Source organism: SAR202 cluster bacterium (genome assembly GCA_016872355.1).
Lineage (GTDB): Bacteria > Chloroflexota > Dehalococcoidia > Lucifugimonadales > VGZY01 > VGZY01.
The window spans coordinates 1-23,416 of sequence record VGZY01000047.1 but is presented as its reverse complement, the minus strand read 5'-3'; the positions used below and the strand labels follow the sequence as shown (position 1 = coordinate 23,416).

Annotated in this window: 24 protein-coding genes and 1 pseudogene; 6 read left to right on the top strand and 19 right to left on the bottom strand. The window is 62.7% G+C overall.

Going from position 1 to position 23,416, the window contains the following annotated elements:
* The 6 genes from FJ319_10275 to pdxS all read right to left on the bottom strand — a co-directional run.
* On the bottom strand, nucleotides 1-132 hold a 132-nt coding region (locus FJ319_10275; protein MBM3934668.1), incomplete at its 3' end, for an IS5/IS1182 family transposase.
* Between the two features lie 310 nt (nucleotides 133-442).
* On the bottom strand, nucleotides 443-1,192 hold the full coding sequence (gene tmk, locus FJ319_10270) for a dTMP kinase (GenBank protein MBM3934667.1): 750 nt from the start codon (nucleotides 1,190-1,192) through the stop codon (nucleotides 443-445).
* A 130-nt stretch (nucleotides 1,193-1,322) separates the two neighbouring features.
* A complete protein-coding gene (locus tag FJ319_10265; protein ID MBM3934666.1) occupies nucleotides 1,323-3,044 on the bottom strand; it encodes an AAA family ATPase in 1,722 nt (573 codons plus the stop codon).
* Nucleotides 3,045-3,129: 85 nt separating this feature from the next.
* Nucleotides 3,130-4,146 carry a hypothetical protein gene (locus FJ319_10260; protein ID MBM3934665.1) on the bottom strand — a complete coding sequence of 339 codons (1,017 nt, stop codon included), beginning with the start codon at nucleotides 4,144-4,146 and terminating at the stop codon, nucleotides 3,130-3,132.
* Nucleotides 4,143-4,745: a pyridoxal 5'-phosphate synthase glutaminase subunit PdxT gene (pdxT, locus tag FJ319_10255; protein MBM3934664.1), complete on the bottom strand. Its 603-nt coding sequence runs from the start codon at nucleotides 4,743-4,745 to the stop codon at nucleotides 4,143-4,145. The genes FJ319_10260 and pdxT overlap by 4 nt, the downstream gene beginning before the upstream one ends.
* Nucleotides 4,746-4,747: 2 nt before the next feature.
* Nucleotides 4,748-5,647: a pyridoxal 5'-phosphate synthase lyase subunit PdxS gene (pdxS, locus tag FJ319_10250; protein MBM3934663.1), complete on the bottom strand. Its 900-nt coding sequence runs from the start codon at nucleotides 5,645-5,647 to the stop codon at nucleotides 4,748-4,750.
* A gap of 226 nt (nucleotides 5,648-5,873) precedes the next feature.
* On the opposite strand from pdxS, the gene FJ319_10245 reads away from it, so the two are divergent.
* Nucleotides 5,874-7,532: a glycosyltransferase family 39 protein gene (locus FJ319_10245; GenBank protein MBM3934662.1), complete on the top strand. Its 1,659-nt coding sequence runs from the start codon at nucleotides 5,874-5,876 to the stop codon at nucleotides 7,530-7,532.
* On the opposite strand, the gene FJ319_10240 is transcribed toward FJ319_10245, so the two are convergent.
* Nucleotides 7,516-7,896, bottom strand: coding sequence for a cupin domain-containing protein (locus tag FJ319_10240; GenBank protein MBM3934661.1), 381 nt, complete (start codon nucleotides 7,894-7,896; stop codon nucleotides 7,516-7,518). The genes FJ319_10245 and FJ319_10240 overlap by 17 nt on opposite strands.
* Nucleotides 7,893-8,492, bottom strand: a complete 600-nt coding sequence (locus FJ319_10235) for an ATP-binding protein (GenBank protein ID MBM3934660.1) — start codon at nucleotides 8,490-8,492, stop codon at nucleotides 7,893-7,895. The genes FJ319_10240 and FJ319_10235 overlap by 4 nt, the downstream gene beginning before the upstream one ends.
* 30 nt (nucleotides 8,493-8,522) lie before the next feature.
* On the opposite strand from FJ319_10235, the gene FJ319_10230 reads away from it, so the two are divergent.
* The 3 genes from FJ319_10230 to FJ319_10220 are packed head-to-tail and all read left to right on the top strand — an operon-like array spanning nucleotide 8,523 to nucleotide 10,201.
* On the top strand, nucleotides 8,523-9,464 hold the full coding sequence (locus FJ319_10230) for a methionyl-tRNA formyltransferase (GenBank protein ID MBM3934659.1): 942 nt from the start codon (nucleotides 8,523-8,525) through the stop codon (nucleotides 9,462-9,464).
* A gap of 15 nt (nucleotides 9,465-9,479) precedes the next feature.
* The gene (locus tag FJ319_10225; GenBank protein ID MBM3934658.1) at nucleotides 9,480-9,758 is read left to right on the top strand and encodes a DUF4258 domain-containing protein; all 279 of its coding nucleotides are present in this window, start codon (nucleotides 9,480-9,482) and stop codon (nucleotides 9,756-9,758) included.
* A complete protein-coding gene (locus FJ319_10220; GenBank protein MBM3934657.1) occupies nucleotides 9,755-10,201 on the top strand; it encodes a DUF2283 domain-containing protein in 447 nt (148 codons plus the stop codon). The genes FJ319_10225 and FJ319_10220 overlap by 4 nt, the downstream gene beginning before the upstream one ends.
* A 57-nt stretch (nucleotides 10,202-10,258) precedes the next feature.
* Here the strand turns inward: FJ319_10220 and FJ319_10215 are convergent, their stop codons facing one another.
* From FJ319_10215 to FJ319_10195, 5 genes are all read right to left on the bottom strand, one after another.
* Nucleotides 10,259-10,471 (bottom strand): DUF2283 domain-containing protein, encoded by a 213-nt coding sequence (locus FJ319_10215; protein ID MBM3934656.1) that lies wholly within the window; start codon nucleotides 10,469-10,471, stop codon nucleotides 10,259-10,261.
* Complete coding sequence (locus tag FJ319_10210) at nucleotides 10,459-10,779, bottom strand: DUF4258 domain-containing protein (GenBank protein ID MBM3934655.1); 321 nt, start codon at nucleotides 10,777-10,779, stop codon at nucleotides 10,459-10,461. The genes FJ319_10215 and FJ319_10210 overlap by 13 nt, the downstream gene beginning before the upstream one ends.
* Nucleotides 10,780-10,804: 25 nt before the next feature.
* Complete coding sequence (locus FJ319_10205; protein ID MBM3934654.1) at nucleotides 10,805-11,884, bottom strand: DNA polymerase IV; 1,080 nt, start codon at nucleotides 11,882-11,884, stop codon at nucleotides 10,805-10,807.
* Between the two features lie 42 nt (nucleotides 11,885-11,926).
* Nucleotides 11,927-12,556 (bottom strand): mechanosensitive ion channel family protein, encoded by a 630-nt coding sequence (locus tag FJ319_10200; GenBank protein MBM3934653.1) that lies wholly within the window; start codon nucleotides 12,554-12,556, stop codon nucleotides 11,927-11,929.
* A 102-nt stretch (nucleotides 12,557-12,658) separates the two neighbouring features.
* Nucleotides 12,659-14,329 (bottom strand): thiamine pyrophosphate-binding protein, encoded by a 1,671-nt coding sequence (locus FJ319_10195; protein MBM3934652.1) that lies wholly within the window; start codon nucleotides 14,327-14,329, stop codon nucleotides 12,659-12,661.
* 143 nt (nucleotides 14,330-14,472) lie between these two features.
* On the opposite strand from FJ319_10195, the gene FJ319_10190 reads away from it, so the two are divergent.
* The gene (locus tag FJ319_10190; GenBank protein ID MBM3934651.1) at nucleotides 14,473-14,703 is read left to right on the top strand and encodes an Lrp/AsnC family transcriptional regulator; all 231 of its coding nucleotides are present in this window, start codon (nucleotides 14,473-14,475) and stop codon (nucleotides 14,701-14,703) included.
* Here FJ319_10190 and FJ319_10185 read toward each other — a convergent pair.
* From FJ319_10185 to FJ319_10175, 3 genes and pseudogenes are all read right to left on the bottom strand, one after another.
* The gene (locus FJ319_10185) at nucleotides 14,700-16,709 is read right to left on the bottom strand and encodes an APC family permease (protein MBM3934650.1); all 2,010 of its coding nucleotides are present in this window, start codon (nucleotides 16,707-16,709) and stop codon (nucleotides 14,700-14,702) included. The two genes, FJ319_10190 and FJ319_10185, sit on opposite strands and share 4 nt — an antisense overlap.
* A gap of 70 nt (nucleotides 16,710-16,779) precedes the next feature.
* Nucleotides 16,780-17,469 (bottom strand): glycerol-3-phosphate acyltransferase, encoded by a 690-nt coding sequence (locus tag FJ319_10180; GenBank protein MBM3934649.1) that lies wholly within the window; start codon nucleotides 17,467-17,469, stop codon nucleotides 16,780-16,782.
* A gap of 170 nt (nucleotides 17,470-17,639) precedes the next feature.
* Nucleotides 17,640-19,141, bottom strand: a pseudogene (locus FJ319_10175) (cobyric acid synthase).
* A gap of 142 nt (nucleotides 19,142-19,283) precedes the next feature.
* On the opposite strand from FJ319_10175, the gene FJ319_10170 reads away from it, so the two are divergent.
* Nucleotides 19,284-20,024 (top strand): hypothetical protein, encoded by a 741-nt coding sequence (locus tag FJ319_10170; GenBank protein ID MBM3934648.1) that lies wholly within the window; start codon nucleotides 19,284-19,286, stop codon nucleotides 20,022-20,024.
* An 88-nt stretch (nucleotides 20,025-20,112) separates the two neighbouring features.
* Here the strand turns inward: FJ319_10170 and FJ319_10165 are convergent, their stop codons facing one another.
* From FJ319_10165 to FJ319_10155, 3 genes are all read right to left on the bottom strand, one after another.
* Nucleotides 20,113-20,886: an ABC transporter ATP-binding protein gene (locus FJ319_10165; GenBank protein MBM3934647.1), complete on the bottom strand. Its 774-nt coding sequence runs from the start codon at nucleotides 20,884-20,886 to the stop codon at nucleotides 20,113-20,115.
* Nucleotides 20,886-21,884 carry an iron ABC transporter permease gene (locus FJ319_10160; GenBank protein MBM3934646.1) on the bottom strand — a complete coding sequence of 333 codons (999 nt, stop codon included), beginning with the start codon at nucleotides 21,882-21,884 and terminating at the stop codon, nucleotides 20,886-20,888. Before FJ319_10160 ends, FJ319_10165 begins: the two co-directional genes overlap by 1 nt.
* Nucleotides 21,885-22,127: 243 nt before the next feature.
* The gene (locus tag FJ319_10155; protein MBM3934645.1) at nucleotides 22,128-23,111 is read right to left on the bottom strand and encodes a hypothetical protein; all 984 of its coding nucleotides are present in this window, start codon (nucleotides 23,109-23,111) and stop codon (nucleotides 22,128-22,130) included.
* Nucleotides 23,112-23,416: the final 305 nt, after the last annotated feature.

Below are 23,416 nucleotides of genomic sequence, written 5' to 3'. Positions count from 1 at the left end.
GATATCTGACACCAGCTTTCCCATCTTTTCCCAGTCCACAACTTGGGCTATCCTCTCCAATCGCTCGTTACGCCCAACCTGCTCGGGAAGGAACGCTTCGATCATGGACGGGTTTCCCATATTGCGGTGCATGGCTCACTCCATTTTGCTATATCTTCCTCGCACAGGTATGATTATCGCCTCTACCTCGGGTTATGCAAAGGTCTCCCGAGGGAGAGGCCTTCGGGCGCTCTGGCCCGAAGGGTGAGGGCTAACGGCCGTTCTTCCACGGCTTCCGTCCCCTTCCGAACGTACGGGCAGGTCCCCGTGCCTGCCCCGGGGCGGTGTCCGGCCCTGGGGCAAATTCATCGAACCAACAGCCTTGGCCCTCACCCTTTGCGCAAAGCCGCAAGGGCCTCTCCCTCGGGGAGAGGAGGAAGAGCCATCTCTCACCCCGGCTTCGTTACCTGCGCTTTTCCTGCTCGCCGCTGTTCGCCCAGAGCGGCATCTCACCGCCGCCCGATCTCAGCTCCGGGCCCAGCTTCGGCTGCAGCGCTTGCCATATCTCCTCGCCGATCTCCTCCCGCGTCCGCGTGGCGTCAATTACCCTCACGCGGTCCGGGTTGTCTTTCGCCAGGTTCCTGTAGCCCTGGTAGACGCGCTTGTGGAACTCCAGGGACTCCTTTTCGAAGCGCCGGGACCCTGCCTCGTCCAGGCGGCCCTTCTCCGCCTTCTTCGACGGATCGATCTCAAGTCCCATCTGCGCCGATCCCACCCTCCTCAGCCCCTCCTCGGGCGGAACGTCCATCAGGAAGGTGATAGCCGGCGTCAGCCCGTCCGTCGCAATCCGGTTTAGCGTGGCGATGTCTGCCAGCGGCAGGCGGCGGCCGTGCCCCTGGTAGGCCGTGGTGGAGTCGATGTACCTGTCGGAGATAACGATCATATTCTCGACCGCCAGGTTTGGCTTCAGGACCTTTGCGACGAACTCCGCGCGGGCGGTCTCGAACATGAACAGCTCGGCGCGCGGGGAGATCGTGTCCTCCTTCTTGCGGCGCTCAGTTATCAACCACTCGCGCAGGTACTGGCCGAGGGCGGTGGTGCCGGGCTCGCGCACGACGATTGAGGCGTAGCCCGCCTCCTTGAGCCGGCGGTGGAGCAGCTCAGCCTGCGTGCTCTTGCCGGAGCCCTCTCCGCCTTCTAAAGTGATGAACAGTGACAAGACAGCCCTCCGAAGATGTTGTCTAGAGATATCACAGGTTACACAGATTGTCACAAAAGAAACAGCCCTTGACGAATCCCGCCAAGGGCTGTTTCTTCACCAACTTCCAACTTCCAACTTCTGACTACTTCTTATAAATCACCACGTGCCTGTTGGACTCCCGGCCGGCGCTGGTTGAAACCATACCGTGCTCCTCTGCAAGCTGGTGCTGCAGCCGGCGGATGTACGAGGCCTGGGGCGTCAGCTCCGCCTTGTGGTCGCGGCTGCGCTCCATACGGTCTATGGCGTCCTCGGCCTCTCGAATGGCGGTGTCCACGTCCCCGCGCTCGCCGTCGTTGTGCGCGCCGCTGTTGCGCGTTATCGCGCGGAAGAACTGGTGAATCTGCGGCGTCGTGTTCTTCCGGAGCACATAGACCGGCTTGCCGCCGTTCTCCGCCTCCTGAAGCGCCTGCGTCCTGCGGCGGTAGAAGTTCTTCGTTGTCAGCAGCAGGTCCGCGCTCTTCATATCGCCCACCAGCTCAATTGGCGCGTTCATCGCCTTGATAGACTGCTGCAGCTTGCCCTTGTTCACGCCGTAGGGCAGTATCTTGACTACCTTGCCGGAGTGGCGCGCCGAGAGGTCTTCGGTCTCAAACGTTTCGTTCTCGTCTTCGACCCACTCGGCCTCGTCCTCTTCGGTCTCGGGCTGCTCGCTCTCGGCCATAGCGGACCTGAACGGGCCCCGCGAGGTGACGCGCTCCTCGTGCCTGTCGAACGACCGCGGCATCGACTGCCCGTCGCGTGGCGCGTTGCGCCTGCCGCCGCCGCCGTTGAACGTCACCAGCGTGGCGTCCCTTGCCACGTGGGTGCGGTGCATGCGGCCCTCGGCGTCGACCGTCCGCATCTCCATCGTCACCGGGTAGCCGCGCAGCAGCCTGTCCACGGTATCAGCAACGTCCGGGTGGATTGCGACCTGGTTCCAGCCCTGGATCTCCACGAGAATGTCGAACGTGGGCGGCGCCTTGCGCTCCAGCACCGTCTTCTGCGTGCGCCTGCGGCGCGCCTCAACGTCGCCCAGCGTGACCGACTGCACGCCGCCGACCAGGTCGGACAGGGTAGGGTTCTGGACGAGGTTTTCGAGGGTGTTGCCGTGGGCGGTGGCGACGAGCTGGACGCCGCGCTCGGCGATTGTCCTGGCCGCGCCGGCCTCGAGCTCGGTGCCGATCTCATCGATGACGATTACCTCCGGCATGTGGTTCTCAACGGCCTCGATCATCACGCCGTGCTGCGCCGCGGGGGAGGGCACCTGCATGCGCCGCGCCCGGCCTATGCCGGGGTGCGGGATGTCGCCGTCGCCCGCTATCTCATTGGAGGTATCCACGATGACCACGCGCTTCTTCGCATCGTCTGAGAGCACGCGCGCCACCTCGCGGAGTATCGTCGTCTTGCCCACGCCCGGGCGGCCCAGGAGGAGGATGCTCTGCCCGGTGAGGACCAGGTCTTCGATGATCTTGATCGTGCCGAAGATGGCGCGGCCTACGCGGATGGTGAGGCCTACGACCTTCTGGTTGCGGTTGCGGATGGCCGAAATGCGGTGGAGGGTGCGCTCGATGCCTGCGCGGTTGTCGCCGCCGAATGGGCTGATGCGCTGGACTACATACTGGATCTCCTCTTCGGTCACCTCTTGCCGGGAGAGCACCACGCTCTCTTTCAGGAACCTGGCCTCCGGCTCGCGGCCAAGGTCCAGAATGACTTCGAGAAGTTCTTTGAGGTCCCGTTTCTCCGCCTGGTTAAGCAGCGCCCTTGCGATATGGGGAGGCAGCTTTTCGATGATAACTTCAAGGCCGGTGTCTATGGCTTGCTGCATCTATTTAGTTTAACGTCCTCCCTTGCAGGTTCGCCCCGTACGTCCGGGGGCATCCGACCTGTTTTCGCCCCTTCATACTTCAATTTTACCTGTTTTGCAGCGCCTCGTCAGTTATTGCCGCAACGACCGGCCTGGGCTCGTAGCGCTCCAACCCATCCACAACGGGGCCTATGCGCGCCACATTCACCGCCTTCAGGCCCTTCTCTTCCTTCACGTGCACCGCCATGGAGCGCACCATGGAGACGAAGTCCTCCTCCTCGTCGTATGCCTTCCTCCGCAACAGGCTGGCTAGCAGCACCTGGTACTCAGGCACCAGTACGTACACGTTGGAGGAGCTGGGAAGCTTCGAGAGAGCGAACTCCAGGATCGGCCCCAGCAGGTCCACCTCGTCTTCAGGGTGCACCATCATCTGTATCTGGCCGTAACCCATCCGCTGGATGGTCTTGACCCACCCCCGGATGACGTCGTCCTTCTCGTAAACGCACTCGGCGATGCGCCCCTTCACCCTCTCGCGGGAAGAGCGCCACTGCTCAAAAGTCAGCCCAAGGGCTGAGCGTGTCTCGAACGGTGTAGCCGTGTTGTAGAGGCGGAACAGCTTGTAGGAGTCGCCGGTCTTGCGCTTCCTCATTACTACCTTGCGCCGGGAGAAGCCGAGCTTGCGTCTGCCCTTGAAGAGTAGCTCGCGACAGGAGATGTTCAGGCCGCACCGCGCCAGCTCGCTCACGGCGGCGTCATCGCCGCGCAGGCGCAAAAAAACGCGCTCCCCGCCGTGCTGGGCAACGTCTTCGGCAATGTGCCTGATCAGGTCGGATGCGCTGGGGTCGTGGTGAGGACTGAGAAGGAGGTGGGTGACCTCCCAGGTGCGGTTGCCGGAGCGTGGCCGGGCGGCAGCGATGCCCGTGACCCGGCCGTGCTTGACATCGGAGAAGGCGCAGAGGCCCTTGTTTCTAAGGGCCACGGAGAGGCGGATAGTGTCAACGAACGAAACTCCGTTACGCGTCTCCTTGACCAGGTTGGTCAGGGTGAATGCCCTGTTGCTCTTGCCTTGCCCACCCAGTAACGAGTACCGCGCCACATCTAAGGGAAGGAGTGATCGTATCACGTTTTCTGGAGTGTTCTTGCCTTTGACTTCTCTACAATCTTCACGAACAGAGCGTGCATCCGGTCGTCGTCTGTCAACTCCGGGTGGAACGATGTCGCAAGCATGTGGCCCTCCCGGACGGCGATCGGCCTTCCGTCCGGCAGGCGGCCGAGCACCTTGACGCCGGGTCCGACCCTGTTCACAACCGGCGCGCGGATGAAGACCGCCTTTACCGGCGGGCCGTCCACCTCGTCGATGGTGATATCTTCCTCGAAGCTGTCCACCTGCCGCCCGAAGGCGTTCCGGCTGACCTCAATGTCCATGAGGTGCAGCGGCTCCGGCCGGCGGTCCGTCAGCTTGTCTGCGATGACGATCATCCCGGCGCAGGTGCCCCATACGGGCATGCCGCCCTGGACCTTCTCGTGGACCGGCTGTCGCATGTCGAAGATGTCCATAAGCTGGACGATAGTCGTGCTCTCTCCGCCGGGGATGATCAGCCCGTCGATCTCATCCAGCTGCTTCGATAGCCTTATCTCTTTGACGTCCACGCCGAGCCGCTTTAGGGACTGGGCGTGCTCCTGAAAATCGCCCTGGATCGCCAGAACACCAATAGTCGTCAAGCCTACCAACCCCTCTGAGCCAGCTTGTCCTGCTCAGGCATGGTCCGAACGTCCAGGCCGGGCATGGAAGCGCCGAGGCCCTTGGAGACTTCCGCGATGATCTTCGGGTCGCGGAAGTGCGTCGTCGCCTTGACGATCGCCGCTGCCATGCGGGAAGGGTTCTGCGACTTGAAGATGCCGGAGCCGACGAATACGCCCTCGACACCGAGCTGCATCATGAGTGCTGCATCGGCCGGGGACGCAATGCCGCCCGCTGCGAAGTTGACTACCGGCAGCTTGCCTGTGCGGTGCACTTCCAGCACCAGGTCATACGGCGCAGCAAGGTCGCGCGCAACGGCCATCAGCTCTTCCTCGCCCATGCCCTGTATGCGACGTATCTCGCCCAGGACGGTGCGGGCGTGGCGGACGGCCTCTACGACATTGCCGGTGCCGGCCTCGCCCTTCGTGCGGATCATCGCCGCGCCCTCTCCGATGCGGCGGAGGGCCTCGCCCAGGTTGCGGCAGCCGCAAACGAAGGGCACCTTGAAGTCGTGCTTGTTTATGTGGTTATTCTCGTCGGCAGGCGTGAGGACCTCCGACTCGTCGATATAGTCGATGCCCAGAGCTTCGAGCACTTGCGCCTCGACGAAGTGGCCGATCCTGGCCTTGGCCATGACGGGGATCGTGACCGACTTGATGATCTCCTCAATCATAGAGGGGTCCGACATGCGGGCGACGCCGCCGGCCTTGCGGATATCGGAGGGCACTCGCTCCAGGGCCATCACGGCGCACGCGCCGGCGTCCTCGGCAATCTTGGCCTGCTCGGCTGTAACCACGTCCATGATCACGCCGCCCTTGAGCATCTGGGCCAGGCCGGCCTTGACGCGCCATGTCCCTGTTTCGGTAGTCGTAACGGTAGCCATCGTGAAAAATACCCCTCCGTATCCTGGTGAACATTACACTCGTACTTCAACATTATACTCTCGCCCTTTAGGCTTGACAATTGAAGGGCGTTATGCCCGGGAGCAAGGCCACGAAGCCGCAGACCGCTTGGTTTTTCGGTATGGCGTTGCGCGCCGGAACGGTGTGGCATAACCTTGTATCCTGCCTTGAAGTGCGTATCGCGTTCCGAGGGACCGGCGAATCACGATGGAAAGATATGAGCAAAAGGGAGGTCGAAACGGACCGGCGCGGCTCCTCTTCGGCGCGCGGAGGTACGTCGTCTCGGCGCTTCTCATCGCCGTTTTGCTCATCGCCGTAACGACACGCTTCTACAAGAACACTGAGAATCCGGCGGGCTTCTTCACGGATGAGGCCGCTATAGGGTACAACGCCTACCTCATCCTGCACACCGGCAGGGACGAGTACGGCGAGATGATGCCGCTCATGTTCCGCTCGTACGAGGACTACAAGCTGGGCGTTTTCGTATACTCCGTTGTGCCGTTTGTCGCGGTCTTCGGGCTCACGGAGGTTGCCGTGAGGGCGGCAGGCGGCGCATGGGGAGTCCTTGCGGTCCTGATGCTGTATCTGCTCGTGGCGGAGTTGTTCCGCAACCGCTGGGCCGGCCTGGCCGCCGAGCTGTTCCTCGCAGTTACTCCGTGGCACATCCACTTCAGCCGCACGGGCTTCGGCGAGATGCTCAGCTTCGTGCCTCTCTATCTGCTGGGCGTGTACCTCTTTGTTCGTGCCGCGCGGGCGACCCGGACGAATAACAGTGGCCCCACTTTAGCGCCACAGGAGGACGTGAAGGGCCGCCTGAAACACTTGACTGCGTGGCTCCCATGGCTATGCGTCGGACTAGCCTTCGGCCTCTCGCTCTACACCTACCGGTCGGCCTGGGTGACGGCGCCGCCCACGCTTATCGCTCTGGGGGTCATTTACCGCCGGGAGGTGTGGGCGGCCCGCGGAGCGGTGGCGCTGGGGGCGGGCGTCCTTTTCCTGATGGCGCTGCCCATCCAGTACCACCTGGCATCCGGGCACGGCGACCGGTCGCAGCAGGTAGGCATCCTCCACCTTGGCCTCGGGACATGGGAGACCAGTCGGCTGTTCGCAGAGCAGTATGTGTCGCACTTCTCATACAGCTTCCTTTTTGAGCAGGGCGACGGGGGTTATATCCTGCGCCACTACCTTCCGGGCTTCGGCGTGCTTTACAGGGCCCAGATTCCCCTGATGGCGGTGGGCGCGCTCGGCGTTCTGTTCAGGCCCACCAGGGAGAAGGCCGTTATTGCGCTGCTGGTGCTGGTGTTCCCGCTGGGGGCGGCGATGAGCGAAGCGAGCCCAATAAGCTCGCGGGCAATCCTCGGCGCAGCGGCGGCGTCGGCGCTCTCCGGCTATGGCCTCTTTCTGATCGCCGCCGCTGCCGGGAAGCTCAACCCGCCATATCGCCACGCCGCAGTAGCGGCCGTCCTGGCTGTGGCGGCCATAGCCATGGGGCTCTCCGTGCAGTCGTACCTGAAGCTGTACCATGGAGAGTATCGCTCCATTTCCGCCGGGTACTGGGGATGGCAGTCCGGACCCAGAGAGATCGTGCGCTTCTTCCTGGACAATCGCGACAAGTACGACCAGCTTGTGATGGACGGGGAGTTCAATGCGCCCGACATGTTCCTGCGCTTCTACGCGCCCGACGTGTGCGTGGACGAAACCTGCCTGATTGGCGAAATGGCGTACTATGACCCTGCGCGAAGACAGCTCTTCGCTATCAAACCGCATAATGTTGGGAGGGAGTTCAGGTTCAGGCTTGTGCGGGAGATGCACTACCCCGACGGGGAGCCGTCGTTCCTGCTGCTGGAGATTACCGGGAGGCGGTAGGAGGCGGGGTCCCCTCAAGGAACGTCGTCTTGCCGAAAGGGTCGGACACGGGAAAGAAGGTGTACAGCCGCGCATCGCTCTCTCCAGAGACTGTGAAGCCATGCGGCGTTCCTGGAGGGACGGCGATCGTATGGTCGGCGCCTACCCGGTGGGTATGCTCACCGATCCTGACCTCGAGCTCACCTGAGAGCACGACAATGATTTCGTCGCTCTCGTGGAAGTGCAGGGGAGCCCCCGCGCCGGGCGCGACCTCGGAATATGACAGGCGCGACGACAGACCCTGCTGCGGCCCGGCGATGTGCCACATCCTGTACCGCGGCCGCCAGGGCGTCTCGGGGACATCGCGGTGGTTGATGATGGTCATGACTCCCTCCGCTCCGGGCTCCCCGCCAGCGCCGACCTGACCGTGCCCAGAATGCCATCATAGTCGATAGCGGCGAAGTCAGTGGTGTCGACGCGTATAACCTCGCTGATTTGGTTCATGGGGCTGTATGTGCCGTCGGACAGGGACGCGACTAGCTCATCTAACTGAAAGCCGGAGGTGCTGCCGTTCTCGACATGGCCGGGGTGTCTGTTGGCGCTCGTCGCACGGTTTCTGAACCTGGACAGCAGGACTTCCGGGGTTGCGTAGCAGTACACCTCAACGATAGACGGCGAGTATTTCCGCCGCAGTTCCTCAAAGCGCTCGCCGTCGATTCGCGGTTTGAAGTTCCCCTCGAGGATGACCGCCCGCCGGGCCTGCATCTCGATGTCCACCAGCTTGAAGAGGAGCGTGATGCTCGCGAATCCGACCTTCTTCGACCAATCGCGGTCGCTCCGGCCCAAAGTATCGAACAGAGACTCCTTGATGATATCTTTGCTCAGGTGCGGCAATAGCAGATCGCCGGACAGTTTCTTGGCTATTGTGGTCTTGCCGGCGGCGGGCGGGCCGGAGACGATAATAAGAGTTGGCGTTGACATAGCCGCAATTGTAACCGAAGGGTCTTATTCATGAAACTCGTATTCATGGGCACACCAGAATTTGCTGCGCCGGTGCTCTCGGCGCTGCTGGACGCCGGCCACAACGTCGTCGGCGTCTACACACAGCCGGACAGGCCGTCCGGCCGCGGCAACAAGACAGCGCCTTCGCCCGTGAAGCAGTTAGCGCTCGATTGCGGGTTGCCGGTTTTCCAGCCGGAGTCGCTCAAACCCCAGGAGGTCAAAGACGAGATGGCCGCGCTGGCCCCCGAGGCGCTCATCGTCGCCGCTTACGGCCTCTTCCTGCCCAGGGCAACTCTCGAGATGGCCCCCCTCGGCGCTCTGAATATTCACCCCTCCATGCTTCCGAAGTACCGCGGACCCTCGCCGATCACGACCGCGCTCCTGAACGGCGACCGCAGAACAGGCGTGACCATTATGAAGCTGGACTCCGGCATGGACACCGGTCCGATCATCGCGCAGCGCGAGGTCGAGATACGCCCGGACGAGACCGCGCCGGAGCTGACGGAGCGGCTCTTCCGGCTCGGCGCGGTGCTGCTGACGGAGGTGCTTGCGCTGTGGGAGGCCGGCGTCCTCCACGCCGAGCCGCAGGACGACTCACAGGCGATCGTCACCCGGCTGCTGACGAAGGAGGACGGCGAAATCGATTGGGGCCAGGACGCCGACCGGATCGCCCGCCAGGTGCGCGCCTACCAGCCGTGGCCGGGCTCGTACACGCACTGGGACGGCAAGCTCATCAAGGTCCTGGAGGCGGAGGCCGCCGGTCCGGCTGCCGCAGCGCCGCCGGGTACTGTAGCGCAGATTCACGGAGGCGAGCTTGTTATAGCCGCAGGCGCGGGCGTACTTGTCGTCAGGCGCCTGCAGATTGAGGGCAAAAAGCCCGCAACGGCGCGGGAATTCACGCAAGGCTACCCATCGTTCGTCGGGGCGCGGGTTGGGAGGAAGGTGGGGTAGAGCCCGGTTGATTCTATGGCCGATATCGGCCATAATAAGGCGATACATATGACGCTTGGCAAAATCAAGCTGACCGATCACGCGCGACAGCGGGCTGCACTTCGGGGCGTGACGCTTTCGGACATTGCTGATGTACTAACTTACGGCAGGCACGTTGACGGCTGTGAAGCGGGGACGTCCGAGGCCTACGCAGAAATAGACGGCAAGCCACTGACCGTAGTTTATGACTCTCTCGAATACGAGCTATACGGCGTGACTTCGGTTATCACGGTCATCAGACGGGCGTGCGAATGAACATTACTTACGATAAGGCTGCGGACGTTCTGCTCATTCAGCTTGAACAACGTGACGCCGCTACCACTCGCGACATCGCCCCCGGTGTCTTCGTGGACTATGACGAGCACGGGAAGGTGCTTGCGATTGAGTTCCTCAACGCCGGGAAGAAGTACGAATTGGACGCGTCGTCAATCGAGCAGCCTGACCCGTACATTCCTCTTGCCCGCGCCGCGGAGATTTCCGGGCTGAGCGCCGGGACACTGAGGCACCAGATCCACAGGGGGCTGCTCCAGGGCAAAAAGATAGGCCGGAACTGGGCAGTCCATTTCGACGAGTTGAGCAGGTATGCCAGCGAAACGAGCCGAAGGTCGAAAGCAATAGCTGGACGGGCGCCTGAGGTGGGCATGTCCTTGGTCCGTGATAGCCGTGGGCCGTACGAAGCTCGGCCGGACGCCTCTTGAATCGTCGTCGGGGTTACTTGCCATGTTCCCTTGGGGGGGGTGCCGGCGTGCGGGGCGCTAGACGGCGATCGATTGGAAGGAAAACTTCACGTCGTCCGATTCTGAGACTTTGTAGTTCAATTTCTCAAGACCTATTACCCGGCCGGCCTTGTCTTTCATCAGCACAATTTCTTCGCCAGTCTCCTCCGCCACATACTCATCCTCAGGATTGCCAAACCAGATGGTCAGGGTGTTGCCGGTGCGGTCATGGTAAACCTTTATCTCTTCCATATAACGACTCCTTCCTTTATGGCTTCCGTGGAGTAGGCGGTAATCAGAAAGCCGTCTCCATTCAAAGTCTTTACGACGGCGCACGTCCATCTGTGTACAGACGCTGCCTTATAGAACAGGACGACCGTGGGATCGCTGCTACTACGACGGATCTCATCGGGAGTGGCTAGCGTTAACCGAACTTGCTCAAGAGCGTTCGCCATACTTCGATGCTTGATGGTTACAATTATATTCCATTGCGCAGCGGTCACCCTGACCCCGAATCCGAGAGGGCCGTATTGAGTCAGGAGAACGTCTGGGTCGTTCATATCAAAGTCACGATTTTGGATTTCCTCACCACCCGGCGAACCTTAGCTGTACCGGCTCCTGCGCGTCCTCCTCATCCTCGTGGTCGAAGCCCGAAACGCCCACACCTACTAGCCTGAACTTGCGGCCCGGCCTCAGCTCCGCGCGCAGCAGCCCCTCCGCAGCTGCGGCGATAATGCCTGCCTCAGCGCTCGGCTCTGCGAGCGTCTCCTGCCGCGTGAAAGTGGTGAAGTCTGAGAGGCGCAGCTTGATCTTCACCGTGCGTCCCGCCGCGCCCTTGTTGCCGAGCTGCCGGGCCACGCGCTGGCTCAGCCGGTCCACCAGCTCCACCAGCGCCTCGGGGTCGCCCGTGTCCCTTGAGAGCGTCGTCTCCGCGCTCACCTGCTTGCGCTCGCGGTGCGTGACCACCGCGCGGTCGTCGCGGCCCTGCGCCAGCGACTTGAAGAACGCGCCGTTGCTCCCGAAGCGCTTCGCGAACCACGCGTCCGGCTTCGCCGCCAGCTCGCCTATCGTTCGCACGCCTTCCGCAGCAAGCCGTTCCTCCGTCTTTGGCCCAATTCCCCACAGCTTGCCGACGTCGAGAGGCGCCAGGAACTGCCGTTCCGACCCCGGACGCACCACAGTCAGCCCGTCGGGCTTGTTGAGGTCGGACGCGATCTTCGCAACAGACTTGCTCGTCGCCACGCCGACGGAGATGGTGAGGCCGGTGTCGGTCCGGACTCGTGCCCGTAGTGACGTGGCGATTGACTCCGGCGGCGTCCCGGCGGCGACCGCGTCTGTGACGTCCAGGTAGGCCTCGTCCAGCGACAGCGGCTCCACGATCGGCGTGATGTCGCGAAACATCTGCATAACGTGGCGGGAGATTTCGAGGTATCGGTCGAATCGAGGGGTTACACGGACCGCCTGCGGGCACTTCTGCAGCGCCGTGTGCATGGGCATGGCGGACCGCACGCCGAATTTGCGGGCCTCGTAGGACGCGGCAGCCACAACCCCCCGGCCCTCCGGGCTGCCGCCGACGACCACGGGCTTGCCCCGCAGCTTCGGGTTGTCCAGCTGCTCCACCGAGGCGTAGAAGGCGTCCATGTCTGCGTGGAGGATGTGCCGCATACACCCGGACTATAGCATATGCGTTCGGATCACGCCACAGGGCTAGTGGAGGTCGAACTCCCTGGGGCCTGCCTTTGGGTTGCGCAGGATGACCTGGGAGAGCATTGTCGAATTGGGGATGAGCACTATCCTGTCCGCCGTCTCGAGCATCGTGTGAAGCACCTGGAAGTCAGATACTCGGCCGGTATTACCCATCACCGTTATCTCATCGTCGATCTTGAACGGTCGTCCGATTGCCAGGAACATCCCGGCAATCACGTTGGAGATGATGTTCTGCGTGGAGAAGCCGACGACAAGGCCCATCAGGCTGCCGACGCTCACGGCCATCGCCGGGTTGGACGCGAGGATTGAAAGGATGACGACGCCCAGGACGATGTAGGAAATGGTCCTGATCACGGCGCGCATGATGACGCCGAGCTGTCGCGCATTCTGCCGCTCGTAGTGCCGTAGCACCGCCTTCGCGACGATCTCTACGAGAATGACTCCTATAAGGGCCACCTCGCCGGTGACCAGTCTGGAACGGTGCGGCTCAAAGTAGCCCAGGAAATGGCCGGCGTGGATGTCGTTTGTCAGCGAAATCAGAACGCCGCCGATGATCACGATGATGACCAGTTTGACGACGGTCTTGCCCCAGTTTATCGCTGGCCTGTTGCGGGCGGTGATGGTCGCCATTGGAATGCCTCCGAGGCGTGTTCATGCAGTGTAAGTGTATTGGAGCGCGGACCGGCTCAGTTTTTGGCTATCACCTCGAATGGCCGTGGAGTGGTGGCCCGGCTAGACGGAGCCGTCGATGACAACGTCCAGCAGGGCGGGCTTGCCGGAGGCGATCGCACGGTCCAGCGCGGGGGCGAGATCGGCCGGGTCAGTTATCCGCTTCGCGCTCACGCCCATGGACTCGGCCATGCCGACGAAGTCGAACGGGATAGGGAAGTCCATGCCGATGTACTTGCTCTTCGGTTCTTGTTCCTTTAGCACGCCGGTCTTGTACGCGTTCATATTCAGCTTCAGGACGCGGTACGCGCCGTTATTGCAAATGCAGTACACGGCCGGGATGTTGTACACCGCCGCGGTCCAGAGGCCCTGCACGGTCATCATGGCGCTGCCGTCGCCCAGGATGCCCACGACAGGCCTGTCCGGCAGCGCCAGCTTCACGCCCATCGTCCCGCCGATGCCCCATCCGAGAGAGCCGCCGCGTGCTGAATAGATGCTGCCGGGCTCGTCAAAGGAAATCGTGTTGTAGAGCGCGTCCCGTGAGGTGACGCCGTCGTCCGCGATCACCGCGTCCTTCGGCAACGCCTTCTTGATTTCCGCCATCATCCGCTCGGCCGGCATGGGATTGTTGTTCCACTTTGCCTTCGTCCGGGCCTGCCATGCGTCGCGGCGCTTGGCCTTCTCCGCCCCGATTGTGGTTGCGCGGCCAATCGCTGCCTCCCGCGCTGCGCCTGACATGCCGGACTCCAGCCTGTCTGCAAGGTGCACCAGCCCCACTTTGACGTCACACACCATGCCCACATCCGTCGGCTGGATGCTGCCCACGTCCCGGGAGTCCACGTCCATGTGGATGAACTTGGCCTGCGGGTCGAAGTACCTCAGTGTGGGCTCGGAGTACATGTAGTAGCCGCTCATCATCCGGCCCACGTACAGCACCACGTCCGCCTTCCCGAGCACCTTCGCGCCGTCGCCGTAGCCCAGGCGTATCCCGCCCATGTACTGCGGGTGGCTCGCGGCGATGTTGACCTCGGAGTTGATGGCGGAATACACCCGCGCGCCGGTCAGCTCCGCCAGCCGCGTCAGTTCCATTACTGCGCCGGACTGCGCGACGCGGTCGCTGAAAACGATCGCCGGGTTCTGCGCGTGCGCCAGGAGTCTCGCTGCCTCCTCCACCGCGCGGCTGTCCGGTGCGATGCGCGGGAAGAACTTCGCGGACGGCGCTAAGTCCATCTCTCCCTCATGGTCCAGCGCGTTTGCGGAGAATGAGAGGTAGGTTGGCCCCAGCGGCGCAGTCTTAGCCTCGTTGAAAGCCTTTCGCACCATGTACGGCATTTGCTCGGGGTGTGTAACCTCGGCCGCCCACTTGGTGAAAAGCTTGACCATCTCCTTCAGGTCGGTCCGGCCGTGCGCCAGCTCCCTGATGTCCTTGTTGCAGGAGGTGACTACCATTGAGGTGCCGCCCTCCATGGCGTTGTGCATCAGGCTGATGCCGTTCGCAAGGCCCGTTTCTATGTGAAGGTTCAGGAAGCCGGTCTTGCCCGAGGCCCGGGCGTAACCGTCGGCCATGCCGATGGCGACACCCTCCTGCGTGACGAGCATGTACTTCAGGTCCGGATAGGACTCCAGCGCCTCCATGAAGGGGTTTTCGCTGGTGCCCGGGTTGCCAAAAATGTATTCCACGCCCTCAGCGCGCAGCATCTCCATGAGGGCATGCTTGCCTTTCATCACGGTCATTCAGGGTCCTCCGAGCGGTAGTAGGTAGTTATCTTACAGGATTGTCTAATGACGCGCGACGGACTATGCTAGCCGTGTCACTGTGGCTGCTGTTGCCAGGCTGATGCGGTCTTGACCGCCAATCAGACTTCACAGGAGGCGCCATGATTCGAGCTTACGTGCTTATAGAGGTCTCTCCCGGCCATTCACGGGCAATCGTGGCGGCATTGAAGGGAAGGCAAGGGGTGCCTGAGGTCTCGCGGGTTACGGGCCAGTTCGACATCATCGCGGTCCTGGAAGCGGATTCTGTGGACGGCGTGAGCAACATCGTCAACGATGTCGTCCACACCATGGAAGGGGTAGTGCGCACCACCACGTGCATTGCGCTGGGCTAGTGGCGTGGGCCGCCGAAGAGCGTCGTTTTGACGTGGTAAGGGATGTCGATGACGACGACGTTCTCCACGGTGAAGAGGTTCATCTTTAGCCTGAGCCCGCTCTGGCTGTGGAGCAGGTGCTCCCACCACCGCATGGGCACGAACTCCGGGATCACAACGGCGACAGGTGCGTCGTGGTCTTGCCTGCTAAGCGCCTGGACGTACTGGCGGAGCGGCCCCGTCCAGTCGCGGTACGGCGACTCTATTATCAGAAGCGGCACGTCCAGCACCTGCTCATCCCACCTCTCCCGTAGCTTCGATGCCTTCACCAGGTCGTCGGCCACGTGGATGGCTCGAACATCTGTCGATAGGCTACGGGCAAAGGCCAGCGCGCCGGTTACCGCCTGATTGAGGTCGGCGATAGGCACGACTGCTACTCTGGGCGATGTGTACTGCCGGTGAGGCATGCCCAGGTCCAGCCTCAGCTGGTTCCCTAGCTGCTTGTAGTGGTGATATACCAGCTTCATTATCACAACGAGCACGGGTATCAGAACCATCACCATCCACGCGCCATGCGTGAACTTGGTGACTATTACCTCTATCGCCACCAGCCCGGTAACGAACGCGCCGAAGCCGTTCAGGATCATTGCTACGCGCCAGCCGCGCTCCCTGTGACGCCGCCAGTAAAAAATCATCCCTGCCTGCGCCAGCGTGAATGCCAGGAAAACGCCGACAGTGTACAGCGGGATCAGCGAGGTCACGCTGCCGCCGTAGATGATTATGAGAATCGCGGCGAGCGTGCCCAGTGCAACGATGCCTGTCGCAGGAGCAAGCCTGCGTCCCCTGAATGCGAACTGGTTCGGCATGAACCGGTCGGCCGCCAGCACCATGCCCATGCGCGGGAACCCCACAAATGCCGTGTTCGCCGCGAGCAGCAAGAGCAGCGCGGTCGATATCTGCACCAGGTCGTAGTACAGCCCTTCGCCCGTAATGTGCCTTGCAAGCTGGCTCAAGAGCGTCTCCCGCTCGTGTGGGTCCGGTATGAGGCCGATGTGGCTGGACAGGTACCCGATGCCGATGAAGATCGTTCCGAAGAGCACCGCCATGAGAATGAGCGTCGTCTTGGCGTTACGCTGCTCCGGCGGCTGGAGTATCTTCATGCCGTTCGAGACCGCCTCGACACCTGTGAGGGCCACCGCGCCGGAGGAGAACGCCCTGACCAGGAGCAGGAACGCAAGCGGGGATGCCGCCGCAGGCAGCCAGTCAACGGGCGGGGTGTACTCGGGAAGCCTCCCTGTCTGGTACCTGAAGATACCGTAAATGATTAGCCCGAAAATAATGACCAGGTAGACGTATGTCGGCGCCGAGAAAAGCTTGCCCGTCTCTCGAATGCCTCTCAAGTTGCCCACCACAAGCACAGCTATAACGAGCAGGGCGATGGGGACGCGCAAGTCATAAAGGGTCGGCATAAGGGAGGTGAGCGCCGCCACGCCTGCGGAGATAGATACGGCGACTGTCAGGACGTAGTCCACAAGCAGGCTCGCGGCGGCAATCAGGCCTGGAAGGTCGCCGAGGTTCTCCCTGCTCGCGTTATAGCTTCCGCCGCCTTGCGGGTAGGCGCGGATAATCTGCGTGTACGAGATCACGACGATCGCCACAACAGTGATTAGCGCAAGGGAAACGGGCATGGCGAGCGTCAGCGCGGCCGCCCCTCCCAGGGCCAGAACGCGCATGATCTCTTCGGTGGCGTAGGCGGAAGAGGAGATGTTGTCGGAAGCCAGGATTGGGAGGGCCTTCGCCGTGGAGAGGCGCTCCTGGGACTCCTGGGCGGTGGCCAGCGGCTTGCCGAACAGGCTGCGGTAGACCCGCGCCGCTGCCCTTCCGGCTGCGCCTTCTATCCGTGCAGTGGACCTTGCGATGCGGAATGTTCCGGAGTCGAGCTCGTGAAAGGCCTTCTTGTCGGGGTTAAGGCCCTCTGCTTGCTCGGCCCGTTGCTCTTCCGGGATGTGAGGGTGCTTGATTGGCATCAGGGGTGCTTTGCATCGCCGTGCGTTGTCCCGCGACTTCGTAGCAGGCGCCGCATGGCGTTCCGCTCAGTCACTGCGTGCCCGTGTGCCCGGCGGCGCGTGCGCCATCGTCCATCTCGAGATCTTCCCAGCCGGCGGTGCGCCGCCGCCGGTGGCCGACGATGGCATGGGCGAGGACAAGGGAAGCGAGTCCGCCGACCCCGACTGCGAGGGTCGTCTCGCCGTCGTAGGCGATGTTTAGTCCCAGGAGTGTCGCATAGCCGGCGACGATGCTCATGAGCGACGAATAGGGCATAAGCTGGCCGCCCAGGGCGACGAGCATAGCTACCGCGACGCTTATCATGCCGAAAGCGGGGAACATGGCCACAATAGCCCCGCCCAGCGTAGCCAGGCCATCTCCGCCCTTGAAGCCCGTGAATACGGACCTCCAGTGCCCCAGTACAGCGGCGCTGGCCGGGACCACGAGCCAGGGTCCGGATACCCCGAGCGCGTCTCCAGCCATGATCGCGCCCGCCCCCTTGCCCATGTCTCCTATCAGGACCAGAAATGCCGGCACCTTGCCGACTGACCTGAGAACGTTGGAAGCGCCGGGGAGACCGGTGCCCACCGCAAAGATGTTCACGCCGTGCCACCTGCTGATGATCGCCGCAATTGGAACGGCCCCCAGCAGGTACCCGATCGACAGGGATGCGATAATCGCGAAAATCGGAAAGGAGTGGTCCGCCACGTTGGTAGCTCCGTACAAACCGCTGTGTCCAATAAGAGATTATACATACGTATCGGCCCAAGGGCCATGCAGAGACGATGTTATGCAATGGCGCAAAGACTGTAAAGGAATTTCGGCTTACTTGCAAGTCCGGTATGGGGACGTACGCCTGCCGGGCAGTATCGGTTGAGGGCGCGACGGATACCGTCGCGGCCCCCCCGCTGTTAAACGTCCATCGCAGAACGCACGGCCTGAATGTCCAGGCTGCCGCGCACCGCGGAGGCCAGCTTGTCGTACTCGCCGGACTGCGAAAAAAGTCCTTCGAGAAGCTGACCGTCTTGCCTCGGAATGCCGCAACATTACGAATTATCCCGCGCCTCAGGGCGGTGTTCTGAAAGAGGCCGTGCACGTAGGTACCGATAACCAGGCCGTCCGTACAGACTGCGCCGTCCACGTACGTAGCTCCGCCAGTCAGCCTTGTGATCCGCAGGGACCCAGCCTCCGTGGCCGATGTGATGCCCATGTGGATTTCATAGCCCTCAAAAGGGACTCCCTCAAGGCCGGCGAGCAGACCGGTGGCGCGGGAAACGGATCCGGTGACCTGGTGGGTCTGCTTCTCGCCGACGAAGCGGGTGGTTACGGGCAGAAGGCCCAGGCCATCTGCAGACTCACTTGCGGACTCGACTCCGCCGGGGTCATGCACCGACCGGCCCAGCATCTGGAAGCCGCCGCAAATGCCAATGACCGGCATGCCCTCGCGGGCGCGGGCGAGGATTGCAGAGGCTATCCCTGTTGTTCGCAAATGAAGCGGGTCCGGGATGGTCGTCTTGGTGCCGGGAATAATGATCAGGTCCGGCGAGCCCAGATCCCCGGCTGAGCGGACGTAGCGCAAACTTACGCACTCCTCGCGGGCTAGCGGGTCGAATTCGTCGAAATTGGCGATGTGGGGAAGTGCGATGACCGCCACGTCGACGGCAGCGCCGGGACGCGGCGCAGTGTTCCTGGCGGACGGCGAGTCCTCCTCGTGGATGTAGATATCGCGGAAGTAAGGGACGACACCGAGCACGGGCACGCCGGCTAACGCCTCAAACTGTCGCAAGCCAGGTTGCAGGATGGAGACGTCGCCCCTGAACTTGTTGATGACCGCGCCGCAGACGAGCTCGCGCTCCTTCGGCGCAAGAAGCATGAGAGTGCCTAGCAGCGATGCGAAGACGCCTCCCTTATCGATGTCCCCGGCCAGAAGGACGGGGGAGCGGGCATAGAGCGCTACCTCCATGTTCACGATATCGCCGCGACGCAGGTTGATCTCCGCCGGGCTGCCCGCGCCCTCGATGACGACGATGTCGTACTGGGCCCGGAGGCTGTCCAGTGACTGTGTGACGGCGTCCCAAAGGGTGTCCTTGCGTTGGTTGAAGTTGCGGGATTCCAGCTTGCCGACCGGCCTGCCGAGGACGATGAGCTGTGAGCGGGAGTCCACCTCCGGCTTGAGGAGTATCGGGTTCATCTCCGCGGTGGGCAGGACGCCCGCTGCCTCCGCCTGGACCACCTGGGCGCGGCCTATCTCCGCCCCGTCGGCGGTGACGTAGGAGTTCAGCGACATGTTTTGGGCCTTGAACGGCGCAACGCGGTAGCCGTCCTGCTTGAAGATGCGGCACAGCGCGGTAACCAACAGGCTTTTGCCTACATTGGACGCGGTCCCCTGGACCATTATCGTGCGAGCGGTCATAGATAGTTACCTGTAGCTTACGCGATATGCGTAGATTGACTGAACGCCTGCGCTGGCCCCTCTCACTTGCGCGGGTGCGCCGGGGCTTATAAAATCGCGGGCAGCGTAAAGGCAGCCAAGCCGCAAGTGAGAGGAGATTCACATGCCGAACAAGATCATGGTCATCACGGCGCACCCGGCGGACCTCGTCGAGAGGGCCGGCGGGACGGTCGTCAAACACATCAACCGCGGCGACGAGGTGTTCTTCGTCAGCCTCACCACCGGCGCGGTGACCCACGCCTTCAACGTATTCCCCGAGATGGGTGACGACAAGCTCAAGGACCTGCAAAAGGTCAAGGACATGAAGAAGGCGGAGCTTGACCGCGCCTGCAAGATCCTTGGCGTCCAGAAGTGGACAATGCTGGACTTCCCCGAGAACCCCATGTTCTTCACGATGGAAGAGTACAAGGTCGTCATCAAGATGATGCGCGAGTTCAAGCCGGACACGGTGCTGTGCCCGCACCCGACCGAGTTCGGCCGGCACGACCACATGGACTCCGGCCGCGCGGACGGCTCCCCCTCGCCGCTCGCGCCGCACGCCGTCAAGAACGTCTTCATGTTCTACTACCAGGACTTCCGCAGCGACCAGCTTATGGGCACCACCCGAAAGGCGCCCGAGATCACGATCGACATCACGGACGTGATCGACAGGAAGATGAACGCGCTGGACGAGTTCGCCACGACGCAGACCCGAAAGGGCCAGGACCGGTCAAAGACGATGAAGCTCTTCCGCGAGCGCGTTGACGGCGGCATCGGCTACCTCAACGGCTTCGCTGGCGGCGCCGGCTACGGCGAGCAGTTCAATCGCCTCAACCCCGAGCGGTACGGATTGCTGCCGATTTAGGGAATAGTGAATTTAGAATAGTGAATAGTGAATTATCAGCCGAAGCAACTCCCGGATGTTCAATTCACTATTCACTATTCTAAATTCACTATTCCCTTCTCCCCACCACCACCGGTGTGCCGCCGGTCGGGTGGGGGAGAACGAAGACTGATGCCCCGTACACCTTCGAGATATTTTCCACGGTCAGAACTTCCGATGGCTGGCCCTGCGCGTACGTTCGTCCCTCCGATAGCATGACCAGGCGGTGGCAGTACTGCGCCGCGAGGGTCAGGTCGTGCATCGCGATAAGCACCGCGCCGCGCCGCTTCTGATGTAGCTCCGCCACCATGTCCAGCACCTTCGCCTGGTGCGCCAGGTCCAGGCTTGATGTGGGCTCGTCCATGAGCAGCACAGGCGACTCCTGCGCCAGCGCCATGGCGACGACCGCCCTCTGTCGCTCCCCGCCGGACAGGGTGCTGAGGTACCTGTCCGCCATCTGGTCGATGTTCGTAAGCTCCATCGCCCGGATCGCCACGGCCCTGTCGTCCGGCCCCTCCCATTGCAGCAGCTTCATGTGCGGGTTGCGCCCCAGCAGCACGAGGTCCAGCACCGTCATCCCTGCAGGCAGGTGCGTCTCCTGCGGGACCACCGCGACCAGCCTGGCGCGCTCGTGCGGCCTCATGGCTGTGATGTCCGCGCCGTTGATGTGGACGCTTCCCGAGGCAGGGCGGAGGACCCCGCTTATGATCTTGATAAGCGTGGACTTCCCCGCGCCGTTAGGGCCGACCAGCCCGACGTGCTCGCCGTCCTGCACGTCCAGGCTGAGCCCGGTGAGGATGGCCTTGCCGCGGTATGAGAAATGTACGTCTCGAATAGAGAGCATTAGTTGGCCTTCCTCGCCTTCAGCAGGTACAGGAAGAACGGCGCGCCGCAGAAGGCGGTGACGACCCCGACCGGCAGCTCGGCCGGACTTGCGACTGTCCGCGCGGCCAGGTCGGCTACGATCATGAACGACGCGCCTATCAGCGCCGACATCGGCACCAGGTACCGGTAGTCCGTCCCCCACACTAGGCGCACGGCGTGCGGCGCGATGAGGCCCACGAAGCCGATGAGGCCACTGAAGGAGACGGCCGCGGACGTCGCGAGGGTCGCGGCGGCGAGCAGCACCAGCTTCGCGCGCTGCACATTCACCCCCATCTGCTTCGCGTGCTCCTCGCTCAGCTGCATCAGGTTCATGATTCGCGCGTACGCCATGATCGCGCCCGTCCCGAGCAGCAGGTACGGGAGAAGCATCGCGCTGTGCGTCCACTGAGCGGAGTTGAAGCCCCCCAGGAGCCAACTGAAGACCGGGCGGAGGTCTGGGGCGCTCCGCAGCATAATCAGCGTCGTGATCCCGGTGGTCAGCGATGTTATGGCAACGCCTGCCAGGATGAGTGTCGTCAGGTGCATCCCGTCGGCGTTGCGAGATATCAGGTAGGCGAGCGTCACGGCGGTCACAGCGCCGAGGAACGCGGCCACGGGCAGCACGCTGAAGCCGAGGATGAGCACGGGCACGCCTGCAAGCAGGACGATGGTGGCGGCCAGGCCCGCGCCGGACGCGACGCCTATGAGGTAGGGGTCCGCGAGCGGGTTGCGGAAGAGGCCCTGGTACGTCGCGCCGGAGACGGCCAGCGCCGCGCCGGTAAGGCCCGCCAGCACGACGCGCGGCAGGCGGAGATTCCACAGGATCGTTCCGGAGGTATCCGCCCACGTCTGCGATATCTCGACGAACGGCAGGCGCGAGGCGATGATGCGGACGGTGTCCAGCGGCGGGATGGCGACGGAGCCCACCCCGCCTGCGACAATGGCGGAAACCAGGAGCAGGAGAGCGCCGAAGGCCACCCGGCCCCAAGGGAAGCCCCGCAGATTCGACGCGCGGGCCGTCCGGCCCAGCGGGAGGGCCTTCGAGAAGAGTTTGAGGTTTTTCGTCAATGGTGCGCGGACCAAGAGCGCCTCGTGATCGAATGTCAGGTTGACCGGCAAAGGCTCGGTGACGGGTGTCCAACCAGGGCGGGTCTCAGACCCGCCCCTACCGAGACAGGGACCATGGCCCCAAAGACGCGCCCCGATGAATCGGTAGCTGGGTTATTTCCCCGCCAGGGCCAGGTCCGGGTAGACCCACTTTGCGAGCTTTTCCACTCCACTGATGTACCGGGTGCCTGGGACGCTGAGGGAGTCGTCATCAGGAATGTATATCCGGCTGTTAACGACTGCGTCCACTTTTTCCATTCCCGGCCGCTTGCTGATGGTGTCGCCGTAGGAGGCGACGATGACCTGCGGGTTGCGGGAGACGATCGTCTCCGGGCTCATCTGATAGTACCCGGAAACGTCGTAGGCGATATTCTGAAGCTTGAGCAGCCTGAAGACTGCCCCGGTCAGCGTGTCCGGCCCGGGCGTCCAGAGGTCGCCCTCATCCTGGAAAGCGCGCGGGCCGTCCCCGCGCGTGGACATGCCGGCTTCGATTGCCTTGAGCCGGGACTCGAAGTCGGCGGCGACCGTCTCGGAAGCGTCCACGCTGCCGGTAATGCGGCCCCACATGCGGATGCTGTCAGGGATGGCGCGGAAGTCGTCGTTCAGGCTCTTGAGGTAAAGCACCTTCAGCCCGGCCTTCTCAAGGGCTTCCTTGTTTCCCTGGGAGAAGATGAAGACGAGGTCCGGCTTCAGCGCGACGATCTGCTCCACGTTGAGGCCGAATGCGGAGCCGACCTTCGCGATGTCTGCCGTTTCCGGCGGGTAGGTAATGAAATCGTGCGTGCCGACGATGCGGTCACCCTCGCCGATGGCGAAGAGTATCTCCACAGGCGCGGAGTCTATCGAGACGATGCGCTCCGGCGCTTTGTCGAAGACTACTTCCTTGCCGTCGCTGTCGGTCACCCTGTACGGAAACAGGGAGGGCGTGGGCACGGCGGTCGGCACCACGGCCGTAGCGGTGGCGGCGGCAACAGTCGCGGTCGGTTGTGCGGCAGGGGCCGATGTGGCCGTGGGGGAGGGCGACGGGCTGTCGCACGCCACGGCGAGCAGGGACAGGGAGACGAGAAGCATCAGGACTATTGATTTGAGACGGAACATCTCGATTTCTCCTGGCGGGCCTGGTTTTTGCAAACTGTAGACGCGCCTTCGAGGGGCACCCAACCCCGGTCACCCTCACCCGGCCCGATGAAGAATCGGGCCGACCTCTCCCGTCAAGGGAGAGGTAAGAGGGGGGGACAGAACAGCCTTAGCCCTCACCCTTTGCCCAGAGCGGCAAAGGCCTCTCCCTCGGGAGACCTTTGCGTTACCTCGGGAGGAGAGGGTTTTGGACGAGCCTCTTCAAATTGATGTCATGTTCGGGCGAATTTTTAGCCCCGGCATCCGCCGTCAGGCATGTTTCGAAG

What these genes read in the sequence shown, in the direction of transcription:
- FJ319_10265 (MBM3934666.1), bottom strand. Translation starts at nt 3,044, where the DNA reads ATGCAGCAAGCCATAGACACCGGCCTTGAAGTTATCATCGAAAAGCTG.
- pdxS (MBM3934663.1), bottom strand. Translation starts at nt 5,647, where the DNA reads ATGGCTACCGTTACGACTACCGAAACAGGGACATGGCGCGTCAAGGCC.
- FJ319_10245 (MBM3934662.1), top strand. Translation starts at nt 5,874, where the DNA reads ATGGAAAGATATGAGCAAAAGGGAGGTCGAAACGGACCGGCGCGGCTC.
- FJ319_10240 (MBM3934661.1), bottom strand. Translation starts at nt 7,896, where the DNA reads ATGACCATCATCAACCACCGCGATGTCCCCGAGACGCCCTGGCGGCCG.
- FJ319_10235 (MBM3934660.1), bottom strand. Translation starts at nt 8,492, where the DNA reads ATGTCAACGCCAACTCTTATTATCGTCTCCGGCCCGCCCGCCGCCGGC.
- FJ319_10230 (MBM3934659.1), top strand. Translation starts at nt 8,523, where the DNA reads ATGAAACTCGTATTCATGGGCACACCAGAATTTGCTGCGCCGGTGCTC.
- FJ319_10225 (MBM3934658.1), top strand. Translation starts at nt 9,480, where the DNA reads ATGGCCGATATCGGCCATAATAAGGCGATACATATGACGCTTGGCAAA.
- FJ319_10220 (MBM3934657.1), top strand. Translation starts at nt 9,755, where the DNA reads ATGAACATTACTTACGATAAGGCTGCGGACGTTCTGCTCATTCAGCTT.
- FJ319_10215 (MBM3934656.1), bottom strand. Translation starts at nt 10,471, where the DNA reads ATGGAAGAGATAAAGGTTTACCATGACCGCACCGGCAACACCCTGACC.
- FJ319_10210 (MBM3934655.1), bottom strand. Translation starts at nt 10,779, where the DNA reads ATGAACGACCCAGACGTTCTCCTGACTCAATACGGCCCTCTCGGATTC.
- FJ319_10205 (MBM3934654.1), bottom strand. Translation starts at nt 11,884, where the DNA reads ATGCGGCACATCCTCCACGCAGACATGGACGCCTTCTACGCCTCGGTG.
- FJ319_10200 (MBM3934653.1), bottom strand. Translation starts at nt 12,556, where the DNA reads ATGGCGACCATCACCGCCCGCAACAGGCCAGCGATAAACTGGGGCAAG.
- FJ319_10195 (MBM3934652.1), bottom strand. Translation starts at nt 14,329, where the DNA reads ATGACCGTGATGAAAGGCAAGCATGCCCTCATGGAGATGCTGCGCGCT.
- FJ319_10190 (MBM3934651.1), top strand. Translation starts at nt 14,473, where the DNA reads ATGATTCGAGCTTACGTGCTTATAGAGGTCTCTCCCGGCCATTCACGG.
- FJ319_10185 (MBM3934650.1), bottom strand. Translation starts at nt 16,709, where the DNA reads ATGCCAATCAAGCACCCTCACATCCCGGAAGAGCAACGGGCCGAGCAA.
- FJ319_10170 (MBM3934648.1), top strand. Translation starts at nt 19,284, where the DNA reads ATGCCGAACAAGATCATGGTCATCACGGCGCACCCGGCGGACCTCGTC.
- FJ319_10165 (MBM3934647.1), bottom strand. Translation starts at nt 20,886, where the DNA reads ATGCTCTCTATTCGAGACGTACATTTCTCATACCGCGGCAAGGCCATC.
- FJ319_10155 (MBM3934645.1), bottom strand. Translation starts at nt 23,111, where the DNA reads ATGTTCCGTCTCAAATCAATAGTCCTGATGCTTCTCGTCTCCCTGTCC.